Source organism: Brevundimonas sp. (assembly GCF_041919755.1).
GTDB lineage: Bacteria > Pseudomonadota > Alphaproteobacteria > Caulobacterales > Caulobacteraceae > Brevundimonas.
The window spans coordinates 122,582-136,176 of sequence record NZ_JAYRTD010000002.1; the positions used below are offsets into that span (position 1 = coordinate 122,582).

The 13,595-nt window shown below is 66.5% G+C and carries 13 protein-coding genes; 11 read left to right on the forward strand and 2 right to left on the reverse strand.

Features of this window, described 5'->3' with window-relative positions:
• Positions 1–68 precede the first annotated feature (68 nt).
• The 7 genes from ACE3TH_RS03375 (at position 69) to nadC (ending at position 7,051) form a co-directional block, all read left to right on the forward strand.
• Positions 69–1,175 carry a bifunctional transcriptional activator/DNA repair enzyme AdaA gene (locus ACE3TH_RS03375; RefSeq protein ID WP_374597343.1) on the forward strand — a complete coding sequence of 369 codons (1,107 nt, stop codon included), beginning with the start codon at positions 69–71 and terminating at the stop codon, positions 1,173–1,175.
• On the forward strand, positions 1,156–1,689 hold the full coding sequence (locus tag ACE3TH_RS03380; protein WP_374597345.1) for a methylated-DNA--[protein]-cysteine S-methyltransferase: 534 nt from the start codon (positions 1,156–1,158) through the stop codon (positions 1,687–1,689). The genes ACE3TH_RS03375 and ACE3TH_RS03380 overlap by 20 nt, the downstream gene beginning before the upstream one ends.
• A gap of 57 nt (positions 1,690–1,746) precedes the next feature.
• Positions 1,747–2,580 (forward strand): hypothetical protein, encoded by an 834-nt coding sequence (locus tag ACE3TH_RS03385; protein WP_374597347.1) that lies wholly within the window; start codon positions 1,747–1,749, stop codon positions 2,578–2,580.
• Between the two features lie 89 nt (positions 2,581–2,669).
• Positions 2,670–3,749, forward strand: coding sequence for a quinolinate synthase NadA (gene nadA / locus ACE3TH_RS03390; protein WP_374597349.1), 1,080 nt, complete (start codon positions 2,670–2,672; stop codon positions 3,747–3,749).
• Between the two features lie 67 nt (positions 3,750–3,816).
• Positions 3,817–4,671 (forward strand): metalloprotease, encoded by an 855-nt coding sequence (locus tag ACE3TH_RS03395; protein WP_374597351.1) that lies wholly within the window; start codon positions 3,817–3,819, stop codon positions 4,669–4,671.
• Positions 4,668–6,179 (forward strand): L-aspartate oxidase, encoded by a 1,512-nt coding sequence (locus ACE3TH_RS03400; protein ID WP_374597353.1) that lies wholly within the window; start codon positions 4,668–4,670, stop codon positions 6,177–6,179. The genes ACE3TH_RS03395 and ACE3TH_RS03400 overlap by 4 nt, the downstream gene beginning before the upstream one ends.
• A 2-nt stretch (positions 6,180–6,181) precedes the next feature.
• Positions 6,182–7,051 (forward strand): carboxylating nicotinate-nucleotide diphosphorylase, encoded by an 870-nt coding sequence (gene nadC / locus ACE3TH_RS03405; protein ID WP_374597355.1) that lies wholly within the window; start codon positions 6,182–6,184, stop codon positions 7,049–7,051.
• A gap of 7 nt (positions 7,052–7,058) precedes the next feature.
• On the opposite strand, the gene ACE3TH_RS03410 is transcribed toward nadC, so the two are convergent.
• A complete protein-coding gene (locus ACE3TH_RS03410; protein ID WP_374597357.1) occupies positions 7,059–8,075 on the reverse strand; it encodes a cell wall hydrolase in 1,017 nt (338 codons plus the stop codon).
• 505 nt (positions 8,076–8,580) lie between these two features.
• Between ACE3TH_RS03410 and ACE3TH_RS03415 the strand changes: the two genes are divergently transcribed.
• Together ACE3TH_RS03415 and ACE3TH_RS03420 are read left to right on the forward strand one after the other, a co-directional pair.
• A complete protein-coding gene (locus ACE3TH_RS03415) occupies positions 8,581–8,766 on the forward strand; it encodes a hypothetical protein (protein WP_374597359.1) in 186 nt (61 codons plus the stop codon).
• Between the two features lie 153 nt (positions 8,767–8,919).
• On the forward strand, positions 8,920–9,279 hold the full coding sequence (locus ACE3TH_RS03420) for a DUF6481 family protein (RefSeq protein WP_374597361.1): 360 nt from the start codon (positions 8,920–8,922) through the stop codon (positions 9,277–9,279).
• Between the two features lie 6 nt (positions 9,280–9,285).
• Here ACE3TH_RS03420 and ACE3TH_RS03425 read toward each other — a convergent pair whose 3' ends face one another.
• A complete protein-coding gene (locus ACE3TH_RS03425; RefSeq protein ID WP_374597363.1) occupies positions 9,286–11,688 on the reverse strand; it encodes a PAS domain S-box protein in 2,403 nt (800 codons plus the stop codon).
• Between the two features lie 134 nt (positions 11,689–11,822).
• Here ACE3TH_RS03425 and ACE3TH_RS03430 point away from each other — a divergent pair, with 134 nt between their 5' ends.
• Positions 11,823–12,302: a Dps family protein gene (locus tag ACE3TH_RS03430; RefSeq protein WP_296166873.1), complete on the forward strand. Its 480-nt coding sequence runs from the start codon at positions 11,823–11,825 to the stop codon at positions 12,300–12,302.
• An 80-nt stretch (positions 12,303–12,382) separates the two neighbouring features.
• Entirely contained in the window at positions 12,383–13,561 is a 1,179-nt protein-coding gene (locus ACE3TH_RS03435) for a cell wall hydrolase (RefSeq protein ID WP_374597365.1), read from the forward strand.
• Positions 13,562–13,595: the final 34 nt, after the last annotated feature.

Genomic DNA, 13,595 nt, shown 5'->3' on the forward strand with positions numbered 1-13,595 from the left:
ACAGCCACCGCCACCGCCATGTCCGAAAACCGCGAGACTTTTGGATGGGCCGGTCGCATTCTGGCGACATGGACGAGCTTGCTGCCCCTCTGGACCAGGACGCCTGCTATCGCGCGGTGCTGACGCGCGATGTCCGGTTCGACGGGCGGTTCTTCGGCTGTGTGAAGACCACAGGCATCTACTGTCGCCCCGTCTGTCCGGCACGCACGCCAAAGCGGGAGAACATGTCCTTCGTGGTTTCGGCGGCGGCGGCGGAAGTGGCGGGCTTCCGGGCCTGTCTTCGCTGTCGCCCCGAGACGGCACCAGACATGGGGGCCTGGCGCGGCACCTCCAATACCGTCAGCCGGGCCCTGGCCTTGATCGAGGCGGGGGCGCTGGACGACGGCGATCTGGAGCAACTGGCCGGGCGGCTGGGGGTCGGCGAACGCCACCTGCGCCGCCTGTTTCGTCAGCATCTGGGGGCCGCCCCGGTGAGTGTGGCCCAGACCCGCCGCGTCCTGATGGCCAAGGCACTGATCCATCAGACGGATCTGAACATGGCCGAGGTCGCCCTGGCTTCAGGCTTCGGCAGCGTGCGGCGCTTCAATGAAACCTTCCAGGCGCTGTACGACCGCCCTCCATCAAGCTTGCGCCGTCATGGTGCGCGGACCCGCGAGGACGGCATCCGACTGAGCCTGCCCTATCGACCGCCCTATGACTGGCAGGCGATGCTGATGGCCTTACGGATGCGGGGAGACGCGGTCGCTGGGGGAGGTTGGTCTAGACCGCTCGCGCAGGCGACGGACGGTGCCGACGGGCAGGTCTCGGTCCGGCCTCTTCAACCGGGCCGCGTCGAGGTGCAGCTAGAGGTCAGCGATCTAAGAGCCGTGCCCGGGATACTGTCCCGCGTGCGACGCGTCTTCGACCTGTCGGCTGATCCGGAGGCCATCGGCCGCGACCTGTCGCGCGATCCGGTTCTGGCGCCATTGGTTCAGCAGCGACCGGGCCTGCGCCTGCCGGGCCAGTGGATCGATGACGCCGTCGATCCGCCCAATGACCGCCTGCAGGACGAACCCCTGCGAACGCGCGCCGAGACCTGGCGACCCTGGCGCGCCTATGGCGCACTGCACCTGAGTATGGCGGGGCTGGGCGCTGCCTATCTGTTGGAGAGTGATGATGTCAAAGACGCCGCCTGAAGCGCTCAAGCTCGACCGCATCGACACGCCGGTCGGACAGGTCCTGCTGGTGACCGATGCGGACGGCGCTGTGCGAGCGCTGGATTTCCATGATTTCGAACCGCGCATGCTGCGGCTTCTAGCCAGGCATTGCGGGGCGTTCGAGTTGGTGGAAGGTACGGCACCTGCCGAGATACGCGATGCCGTCCTGACCTATTTCAGCGGCGACGCCGGAGCTTTGGACCAGCTGAAGACGCGCACGGCCGGCACGGCGTTTCAGCGTGCCGTCTGGTCGGCCTTGCGGGCTATACCGCCAGGCCAGACCCGCACCTATGCCCAGATCGCGCAGGCCGTAGGCTCACCCCGCGCCGTCCGCGCCGCCGGCATGGCCAATGGCCAGAACCCCATCGCCCTGATCGTGCCCTGCCATCGCGTCGTTGGCGCAAACGGGACCCTGACCGGCTATGCGGGCGGGCTGCAACGCAAGCGTTGGCTTCTGGCACATGAGGCGGGCTGGTCCATGCAAGCTGCTTGACAGTTCCTGCGCCCGCGGGGTGAGTTGCACCTATAGGCTTGGGAGGGCACCACCGCCATGAAACCGTCATTGCTCGCGGCCATTGCCGTTCCACTGCTGCTTCATGCGTCCCTATCGTCAGCGCAGGATGCTGACGACTGGGAGTTCGATCAGAACCCCGCCGAAGGCCGGATGGTCGCGGCGGTACGATACGAAGGTGGTGCGGCGTTGGTCGTGCAATGTCGTGCTGGTGCCTTGACGGCAGTGCTTGCGGGCCTTGGGCAGGTCGATGAGCGGCTGGTGCTCTCAGCGGCCCGGGCCGACGGCAGAAGCGACATGCAGGTTTGGGCACCTAGTGGAGGGCCAGGTATCCTGCGAAGTGAGATACCAGCCCGCGATGTTCGCTTCATGCGGGGTGGCGGCATATATTCGCTGACCGGGTCCGACCGGGCCGGAGCACGGGTCAGAGCCGATTTCGACCTGCCGACCCAATCCGCCAATCTGGACCGCGTGTTGAGCGGATGCGGTTGGGATACGACAGACGACCGCGATCAACTGACGCGCGCCGGCATCGATGTTTCCCTCGCTGATCCCGCAGCGCAACGTCCCAGCAGGCTGTCTGCGGCAAGCCGACGGGGTGCGCCGCGTGATCGAGGTCCGTCGCCAACTGATACGCCTGTCGTAGCGCCTGCTGAAACCCAAATCAGCTGTGTCGTGCGTGAGCGCCGGCTATCGGACTGCCGGCCGGATCACGCCCGCCTCGCGGATACGCGGGCGAGCGACCGGATCGTGGAGGCGCTGGAGGGACGCACCATATTTGCCCCCGATCCATCCGCGCACGAAGGTCAGGTGTACTATGCCGGTGGCGCGCGCACGGTCACTGTCGTCGACTATATCACCGTGGGCCGCTGATCCTGCTTTCAAACTTGCATTACTGTCCCGTGCGCCTACATTGCCACCGCTTATGCTAAGTATGAGCATAAGCCCTTGAGGAGGCAGATATGGCGGACGGTATGTTTGGACTGTCAGACGAACTGGCGCGTGAGACCGCGCCCGTCTGGGCTAAGGTCAAGGACCATGTCACGCCGATGGAGTGGCCCGCCCAGGCCGCATTGATCCACGAGATCAACCAGCTGAAGCGCGAGCGGGACGCCGTCATCCTGGCTCACAACTATATGACGCCCGAGATTTTTCACGGCGTGGGTGACTATGTCGGCGACAGCTTGGGTCTGGCCAAGGAGGCGGCGCGCTCGACGGCCAAGATCATCGTTCAGGCCGGCGTGCACTTCATGGCCGAGACGTCCAAGATCCTGTCGCCCGAAAAGACGGTGCTGATCCCCGACCTGCGCGCGGGCTGCTCGCTGGCGGCGTCGATCACGGGAGCGGACGTGCGACTGATCAAGCAGCGCTATCCCGGCCTGCCGGTCGTCACCTATGTGAACACCACCGCCGATGTGAAGGCCGAGACCGACATCTGCTGCACCTCCGCAAACGCCGTTCAGGTGGTCGAATGGGCGGCGAAGGAATGGGGCGTCGACCGTGTCATCCTGATCCCCGACGAGTTCCTGGCGCGCAACGTCGCCGCACAGACGACGGTCGGCATCATCGCCTGGCAGGGGCGATGCGAGGTGCACGAGCGGTTCACCGCCGACGACATCGCGGACATGCGCGCCGCCTATCCCGGTGCCGAAATCCTGGCCCATCCGGAATGCCCGGAAGAAGTGCTGTCCGCCGCCGACTTCGCCGGTTCGACCGCCGCGATGACCGACTATGTCATGCAGCGCCAGCCAAAACAGGTCGTGCTGATCACCGAATGCTCCATGGCATCGAACATCAAGGGTGACGTGCCCGGCGTGGACTTCATCGGACCGTGCAACATGTGCCCGCACATGAAGCGGATCACTCTGGAGAATATCCGCGACTGCCTGCTGAACCTGCAGTTCGAGGTGACGGTGCCTGAGGACATGGCCGAGCGCGCGCGTTTGGCGGTGCAGCGGATGGTCGATCTGCCGCCGCCGGTGGTGCCGGCCCGGTACGACCTGTTCAAGGCGCGTCACCATGTGGCGGTGGAACTGATCTGATGCGGCAGGTGAGGCCGATCGTCAGGGGCGGCTTGCGGTCGGTGCGCGCAAGGGCCAGTTCGCAGCCATGACCGACACCAACACCCCCCGACCGCGCGGTCCCTGGGATCCGCGCCCTGAAGAGCCGAAGGCCGTCGAAACGCCTGCGCCCGCTCCGCGCGGTGCCGTCGAGGCGCCGCTGGACAAGGGTCAGCATCCCGCCTGGGCCCTGATCTCGACGCTTCTGCTGGGTGGTTTCATCTGGTGGGTCAGCGGCAGCTGGGTCGTGGCGATGGCGGCGATCTTCGGCCTGTTCGTCCACGAATACGGACATGTGCTGGCCATGAACGCCGTGGGCATGGGCCCGGCCCGCATCTACGTCATTCCGTTTCTGGGCGGACTGGCGAAGGGCCAGCGCATGCCGGTCAGCGAGTGGCATGGGGTGCTGGTGTCGCTGGCAGGGCCGGCCTTTGGCCTGTTTGCCGCCATTCCGTTCTTCGCGCTCTATCTGACCGTTGGAGGGGCCGAATGGCTGTTGGCGGCGACGGTGATTGCGGCCATCAACCTGGTCAATCTGGCTCCGGCCCCGCCTCTTGATGGCTCCAAGGCGATCGGCCCGGTCCTGGCCCGCATTCACCCGATGCTGGAGCGCGTGGCCATGATCGCGGTGGGGGCTCTGGTCGTCTACTGGGGCTTTGTGACGGGCCGCTGGATTCTGGCCGCCTTCCTCGCCATTGCCCTGTACGGCCACCTGCGTCGCGGGGCGTGGCGTCCGGAAGGCCGTCAGCTGACGGTCAAGGAAGCCGTCATGAGTGTGGGCTTGTTCCTCGCCACCGGCGTGGCGTGCGCTGCTGTCGGCGTTGCGGCCCTGATGCCACTGGCCGAAGGTTCGCTGCCTGAGGCCCTGCGCATCGCCGGGGCTTATCTGGGCATCCGCAGTTGAGCCGCATCCACCACGACGGGCCTCTGGTCATCGGCGGAGGTCTGGCGGGGCTGTCGGTCGCGCTGGAGGCTGCGCCTCGACCCGTGCTGGTCGTGACGCCTGCGCCCTTGTTGCAGGCCTCGTCCTCGGCCTGGGCCCAGGGCGGCATGGCGGCCGCCCTGTCGTTCAGCGATACGCCGGGCCTGCACGCGGCCGATACCCGTGACGCCGGGGCTGGCCTGGTGGAGCCGGAGGCTGTGCGCCTGCTGACCGAGGACGGGCGCGCAACCGTCGAGTGGCTGGCTGCCCTCGGTGCTCCCTTCGACCGCGATGCCGATGGCGATTTCGCCGTCAGTCTGGAAGCGGCCCATTCCAAGGCCCGCGTCGCCCGGGTCGGCGGCGACGGAGCCGGGCGGGCCATCCTGTCGGCCCTCGTGACATCCGTCCGCGCCGCGCCGCATGTGACGGTCTGGGAAGACGGTCGTCTGCGTGGGTTGATCCAGGACGCCACCGGCCGTGTGCGCGGGGCCCTGATCGAGCGGGCCGGGGGACGGCTGATCGAGGTTCTGGCCCCGGATGTCGTGCTGGCCACCGGCGGGGCAGGGGGGCTGTTTGCCCGCACCACCACGCCCGCTACCCTGCTGGGCGAGGGTCTGGCCCTGGCCTGGCGGGCGGGGGCGGAGATCGTCGATCCGGAGTTCGTACAGTTCCACCCCACCGCCATGGATGTCGGCCTGGACCCCATGCCGCTGGCGACCGAGGCCCTGCGCGGAGAGGGTGCCCGCCTGATCGACCGGAGCGGAGCCTTTCTTCTGGGGCCAGAGACCGATGCGGACCTGAAGCCTCGGGACATCGTCGCCCGCGCCGTCCATCTGGCGGTGGTCGCGGGACGCGGCGCGTTTCTGGATGCCAGCACCGCCGTCGGCGATCATTTCCCGACGGCCTTTCCTGCTGTCTTCGCGGCCTGCATGCGAGCCGGCATCGACCCGCGTGTAAGCCCGATTCCGGTCGCCCCGGCGGCTCACTATCACATGGGCGGGATCGCGGCGGGTCCGGACGGGCATACGAGCTTGGCCGGTCTTTATGCGGTTGGAGAATGCGCTTCGACCGGCGTGCACGGGGCCAATCGATTGGCCTCCAACTCCCTGCTGGAAGCGGCATCCTTCGGGCGAAGGACCGGGCGCGCGGCGGCGGCCGAAAGTCTGCACGACGGTCCCGTAACCGTGCCGTCTGCGCCTGTCGACCTGCCGGCGGAGGCCCTTGCCCGCCTTCGTGCGACTATGAGTGACGATGTCGGCGTGGTGCGGGATGAGACCGGCCTGACCCGCGCCCTTGCGATCATGGCTGACCTTGAGACCGGGACACCTGATGCCCTGCCGTTGCTGACGGCCCGGCTGATCGCAGCCTCGGCTCTGGCGCGCCATGAAAGCCGCGGCGGACATTATCGGTCGGACTATCCCGATACCCTCCCCAAACCCGTGCATACCCGGCTGGTCAAGCCCGCCGAGGTACCGATGGCCGCCGAGTGACCATGATCCGGACCCTTCCCGACCTCTTGATCGTACCCATCGTACGCATGGCCCTGGCCGAGGATCTGGGCCGGGCCGGCGACGTCACGGCCATGGCCTGCATCCCCGAAGGCGCGCGCATGCGGGCCGACTTCGTGGCGCGAAAGCCCGGTGTTGTGGCGGGGCTTTCGTGCGTCCGACTGGCGGTTCTGGCGATGGACCCCAAGGCCAACATCTCGCTGAAGGTGGCCGACGGCGACGCCTTCGAGGCCGGGGCCGTCCTGGCCGAGGTCGAGGCCGACGCGCGCGCCTTTCTGTCGGCGGAGCGGACGGCGCTCAACCTGCTGGGTCGTCTGTGCGGCATCGCCACCTTGACGCGGCGTTATGTGGAGGCGGTCGAAGGCACCCGTGCCCGTATCGCCGACACCCGCAAGACGACGCCCGGTCTTCGCGCGCTGGAGAAACATGCGGTGCTGTGCGGCGGCGGGGTCAATCACCGCTTCGGTTTGGATGATGCCATCCTGATCAAGGACAATCATGTCGTCGTCTGTGGCGGCGTTGTGCCCGCCGTGCAGGCGGCGCGTGCCTCGGTTGGTCACCTGATGAAGGTCGAGATCGAGGTCGACGGGCTGGACCAGCTGGATCAACTGCTTGCTCTGATCGACCAGGGCAATGGCCCGGACGTGATCATGCTGGACAACTTCGACCTGCCCATGCTGCGCGAGGCTGTGGCCCGGTCCGCCGGGCGGGTGACGCTGGAGGCGTCAGGCGGCGTCAATCTGGAGACGGTCCGCGGTATCGCCGAGACGGGCGTGGACGTGATCTCGGTCGGGGCCCTGACCCACTCCGCGCCGTCGTTGGATATTGGTCTAGACGCTCGTATCGCGTCCTGAAGCCGGATCAGGCGGTGGGAGCGACCACGACGGAGACGGCTTCAGCCGGCGCCGGTGCCGCCTTAGCAGCCGCTGATGCCGTATCGGTGGCGACGACGTCGGTATAGGCCACGGGCCCTTCGGAGGCATCCGCTACTGTGTTCAGGCTGGCCTGAACGACGCGCGGTGCGCTGTCCGATGCCGTCGAGGAGCGACCGGCATAGGCGAAGGCCGCGCGCGACCCGGCCCGGCCGCTGAAACGATAGAACAGGTGGTCACCGACCTGGGCCACGCGCACCAGCGAATTGCGCCAGTTGGGACTCACAGCTGTGGTGTGGAAATGGGTGGCATTGCCCACGGTGCCGAACACCTGGCCGGACAGGGCCCCCGAGGCGATGGTGCGGGCCCGATCCCAGGCGGCGGCGTTGCGGCGACCCAACAGCTCGCGATTGCAGGTGAAGCTGAACTGGCAGCCCGAGCTGCGGTTCGAGCCCTGATAGACGACGCCGCAGACGCTCTTGGGATAGGCGGGGTGTCGCACGCGGTTCAGGACCACTTGGGCCACGGCGCGCATGCCGTCGCGACCTTCGCCGCGCGCTTCATAATAGACAGCCTCGGTCAGGCAATCGAGATCGCGTGAAGCCTCCAGCGCGCCGCCGAGGCGGAAGGGTTGGGCGGGGGCGTTGCCGGTCAGACTGACACGCCGCAGGCCCGATCCGGCTTGGCTGGACCGGAGTTGTTCCAGACGCGCGGTCAGCAATTCGGCCTGGCGATCCCGCTGGTCCGCACCTGCGACCAGATAGGGGTCATGTCGCCGTGCGATGGTCAGGGCGCTTTCGTCCAGACCCGTCGCCGCAGCCAGGGCCTCTTCGGTAAAGCCCGCTGCCGTGGCACCCTGAATGCGCTCGGCCTGAGCGCGAACCGTCGTCGCCTTGGCGGCCGAGCCCGCGACATAGGCTCCGCCGATGGCCACGCTGACCAGCGCGCCGAACGCCATGACGGCCGTGCCGGGCTTGATCCGGGCTTTGCGGTCGGCAAGTGACATCACGCGCTGGAGCGACGGGTTCGACAAAGGCTCTAGTCCATTCGACAGGGCGCAATGCCGCCCCCGGGTAGTCTCGCCGCCGTGCGTTTCGCGATGACCCGACAAGGGCGTGCGCCGCAGCAGCTGCAACCATATCGACGGTCGGTGAATGCCCGTTTCGTCGAGGACGCGCCTTAAGCCAGCCGTTTATGGCCTCAATGTGTTTGATTCGCAAGATTTGTGTGCGGCGCAACATCGCGGCACCCGTTTTCGGTAGCTCCGGGCGATGCCAAAGGAAATGTGTGAAAACTCCTTAAGTGGCAGCGCGAAATACTGTATTCGAACACGTCGAGACTACTGAAGATCATTGAGAGTTCGGCGAGCCCTACTATTCAGACCGCGCATCTGTTGTTTCCACCGAGGTCGCGAACTTGTGGATCGACCGGGCGCGCCGTGCCGTCGGATCCCGCCGGAACTCGTAGCGGGGCATGGCGTTCCGGCTTGACCATATCGCCGGAGGATACCGATGAAACGCCTTGCCTTGACCCTTGCCCTCGCCACCTTAGCCGTCAGCGCCGCTGCCTGCGGCACCACCATCGAACAGAAGGCCGCTACGGGTGCCGTTGCCGGTGCCGTCGTCGGCGGCCCCGTCGGTGCTGCTGTCGGGGGAGCCGCAGGTGCCGCCGTAGGTCAGGCCGAAAGGCCGCGTTGATCGCACGACCTTGGTTGGCCGCAGCCGACATGGCTGCGGCCAACCTTGATTTTTGAGGCCATATGGTCTTTAGGCCTCCCGCTGGGCTGAGCGCCGCTCGCCCGTTGCGCAACGCGCATCCGGACACGATCAGGGATATCGACGACTCCACGCATGAGAGATTTGAAACAGACTGGCTTCAACGACCGCATCACGGCCCAACAGGAGGCCAAGAAAGCCCTGCTGGCCCGGTTCAAGCCCAAGCCGATGGTTCAGGACCCCGAATTCGACAAGCTGCAGGCCAAGCGCGAAGCGGAGAAGGAAGCCATCCGCCAGCAGCATGAGCTGGCCAAGGCCGAGGCCCGTCGCGAAAAGGCCGAGAAGGAAGCCGCCCGCCTGGCCGCCGAAATGGCGGCGCAGGAAGCCGCTGATGCCCAGAAACGCGCGGCCCGCAAGGAGCGCAAGCAACTGACCAAGGAAGAGCAGAAAGCTGCTCGCGACGCCCGCTACGCCGCGCGTAAGGCTCGCCGCTAGGATCCTTCAGGATTGCGTGGCGTCGTCGGACCCACCCAGGATCCGTGCCAGTTCATCTCCCGAATAGGGTTTGCGCAGGAATGGCCAAGGGGCATCCCTGAGCGCCTCATCCACATCGTCCCCGGCGTAGCCTGAGGTCAGGACGACCTTCATGGACGGGTAGTCTCGCGTGACCTGCTGTGCCAGTTCGATACCCGTCATGCCGCCGGGCATGACGATGTCGCTCAGCATCACATCGAAGGCTTCATCAGCTAAAAGTTTCAAGGCTTGGGGCGCGGTCTCGGCGGTCCGGACCTCGAAGCCGGTGTCCTGCAAAAGCTCCAGAGCCACTGCGGCGACGCTGGCGTCGTCCTCGACCAGCAGCAGACGGCGGTTGGATACGCTGGTCGCGGCCGCGATCGTCTCAGGCTCCGCGATCGCCATCCCGTCGGCCAAGGGTGGCAGGTAGAGTCTGATCTGGGTCCCGCGACCGGGTTTCGACCGGATATGTGCAGCCCCGCCGCTCTGGCGTGCAAAGCCGTAGACCTGACTCAGGCCTAGGCCGGTCCCCTTGCCGACCGCCTTGGTGGTGAAGAAGGGCTCGAACACCCGGGCCATGACGTCGGCATCCATGCCCGAACCGTCGTCCGAGACGGTTACGCAGATATACTGCCCCGCTGGCAGATCCGTGACATCCCCCGCCTCTACCTCGCAGCTTTGCGTCTGGATGCCGATGTGACCGCCGTCCTTGACCGCGTGGCGGGCGTTGACCACCAGATTGAGCAGCGCCGCCTCGAACTGGGCGATATCGACGTGCACCGCGGCTCCGCCACGACGCAGCCTTAGCCGCAACTCGACCGCTTCGCCCACGGCGCGTTTCAGAAGCGGCTCGCCCTCGAGGATATGCGCATTCAGGTCCACAGGCTGAGGCCTGAGTGTCTGGCGGCGTGAAAAGGCCAGCAGCTGGTGGGTCAGGCCCTCGCCCCGGCGGGCCGCGGAAAGGGCAGCCTCGCCCAGCTTCTTGCGCTTGGCCGCATCGTCCGGAGACCGCAGAATGATATCAAGCGCCCCGATCACCACGGTCAACAGGTTGTTGAAATCGTGCGCGACACCGCCGGTCAGCCGCCCGATCGCCTCCATCCGCTGGGCATGCATCAGATCGGCCTCTGCCCGCGCCTTTTCGGCCAGGGCCTGGTTGACGCGATCTTCCAGCAGTTCGTTGATCCGTTTGAGGTCATCCCCGGCCTGTCGCGCCTCGGTGACGTCGAATGCCACGCCCACGAAACCGATGACCTCGCCATCGGCGCTCAGGCGCGGGCGCGAGAAGGACCGCAGCCACCGATAGGCTCCATCGGTCCGGCGATACCGCGCCTCCATGGCGAAGGGCCGTCCCGTGGCCTCGCCAGCGATCGACTGCTCCAGGATCATCGCCTGATCCTCCGGATGGATCATGTCGCGCCAGTCGCCGGTGCGGGCATTCTCGTAGCTGCCACCATGATAAGCGACATAGGCCTGATTGACGAAGGCGCGCGTCCGATCCTGAGCCGTCACCCAGATCAGGACCGGCGCTGTATCGGCGATGTCGCGGAACCGGCTCTCGCTCTCCCGCAGCGCCGCCTCTGCCGATTTGGCGGCGGTGATGTCGACCAGCACCGCCACAAAACCGACGACCTCGCCGGAGCCGCTGGTCAGCGCCCTCAGGCTGGTGAACGCCCAGACGACGGTCCCGTCCGGATGAATGTAGCGTTTCTCGACATGGCCCTCACCGCCGGCCAGCGCGGCCTGAAGCGCGTCCTGTGTCGGCGCGATGTCTTCGGGGTGGGTGACGTCGCTGGTCTTGATGCCGACGATCTGATCCGGTGTTCGGCCTATGATCTGGGCGAAGCGCGCATTGCCGGAAACCACACGCCCGTCCAGTCCGACTCGGACGATGCCGGCAGCGGCCTGATCGACCATGGCATGCAACTGCGACTCGGTTTCCGTGGCCCGGCTTTCGCTGGCCTGCAACTCGATCACCGAGGCGTCCAGTCGTTTGACGATCTTGCGCAGGGCGGCCGCGACGATGACGCAGAACAGACCGACCACGATAAAGTTGAGGGTGGTCACCTTGGCCAGCTGATCCGCCATGTTTTGGCCTGACAGGGTGACGCCCAAAATCAGCCAGCCGCCGATCAGACTGGCCGCGACGGTGGTCAGACCCGCCACCCGTCCCGCCGCCAGACTGGCGATGATCACGGCGGGCAGCAGGATCATGAAGCCGGGGATGTCGCCGTAGAGAAGCGAAAGCGTCTGCCGGACGGCCAACATGACCGCTGCGCAAACCATGCCAATCAAAACAGACTGCCACCAGGCCAGCGCGGGCAGGCGCGCTAGGCGGGTCACGCCGGCGTCGATGTCGAATGCGCGACCGAAAAGCTTGCGGCTGGCCATTATCCCCCTGGATGCCTCCCGGAGAGACAGCGTCGCAACGTATTGGACCGGATCGCGTTCCTGCAAGCGCGGCGGTTGCGGACCGTGTGCCCAATCCCCAACTGCCAAGCTACAAAATCATCGAAGGATCGACCATGACTGCCACCATTCACACCGGATTGACCAAGGCCGAGCGCGGCGATGTGGCCCAGGAACTGACCAAGGTTCTGGCCGACAGCTTTGCCGTCTATCTGAAGACCCACGGCTACCACTGGAACGTCCGCGGCCCCGAGTTCTTCAGCTTCCACAATCTGCTGGAGCAGCAGTACACCGACATGTGGAATGCGCTGGACGACATCGCCGAGCGTATCCGGGCTCTGGGCGTTCTGGCCCCGCAATCCTATCCGGCCTTTGGCAATCTGACCTCGATCAAGGACGGCGATCCCGAAAAGGAAGCGACCGCCATGCTCAAGGAGCTGATGCAGGATCACGAGACCCTGATCGCCACGGCGCGCAAGGCTCTGGACGTGGCGTCCGACGCAGGCGACGAAGCCTCCGCCGATCTGATGACCCAGCGTCTGGCCGCGCACGAGAAGTTCGCCTGGATGTTGCGCTCGACCTTGGGCGGGCGTTAGAGACCGGCGCTTTCCGGCCCGAAATCCGCCGTCGTGGCAGGTGACAAGGCCTAGCCCGACGTGCGGGCGCGGAGCAGGATGTGGCCCAGATCATCCCGACATCGCTCAGGCGGATGATGCGATGGCCTGGGGCCATCGTGCCTGTTGCGCTAGCGCTCATGCTGCCGATTACCTTGGCAGTCGCCACAGCTCGCCCTGACGTCGATCGGCAGGCCCAAGCCGTACGGCTCGCGACCGGCGGCGACCTGGGTCCAGACGGCTTTTTCGCCATCCGCGCGGACATGGACCCGTCCCAGCTTGCGCTGGCGATCCGCCACGATCCTCGCTATCGGCAGGCGGCGCTCTACGGGCTGACGCCGGGTTGGGAAACGCTCTCACTGGGCGGCAAGCCAACGCTTGATTTCGGTCAGTCTGGTCTGGAGGCGCAGCGGATCAATGCGGCTACACCGTCCAGCGGGCTGCTGCGCCCGGCGCGGCCTTTCGTGTTCCGTCCGGCCAGCGAGGCCGACCGCCGCCGCGCGCTGCGCTGTCTGACGCAGGGCATCTACTACGAAGCCGCGCTGGAACCGACCGAAGGGCAGGAAGCTGTGGCCCAGGTGATTCTGAACCGCGTCCGCGATCTGAACTATCCCAACAGCATCTGCGGTGTGGTGTTCGAAGGTGCGGATCGAACGACCGGCTGCCAGTTCAGCTTCACCTGCATGGGAGCCTTGGCCCAGGCCCCCGTCGGCTGGGCGTGGAAACGGTCGCAGACGGTGGCGGAACGCATGCTGGCCGGCCACGTGGCCACCAAGGTCGGCACCGCGACCCACTACCACGCCGACTATGTCCATCCGTGGTGGGCCACCACCCTGAACAAGCTGACCCAGATCGGGGCGCACATCTTCTATCGCTGGAAAGGCCTGAGCGGCGAGACGGCGGCGTTTCGCCAAGCCTATTCCGGCCGCGAGCCCGTGATCGACGAGGCGCGCCTTTCGCGACCCCGCTTGCAGATCGCCGCGACGGATGAGGCTGCCGTCGCGGACGCCGTAGCCAACGGCGAGGGCATGGCCCCGCGCACCGTGGTGATCGATGGTCAGACCCGCGTGGTCGGCGTCGTCTCCTTGGGCGGCCGTCGCCAAGCCACGCCGGAAGAAATCGCCGCGATCAACGAGCGACTGGCCGAATATGAGCGTCCTGCCGCACCCGCGCCCGCTACGCCGCCCCCTGCGGGCGTCACGGTCATGCCGGTCGAGGAGGTGGGAAGGCCCGCGCGCTGACACTCAATTTATGGTTCCGCTTTGCAACGGCCAC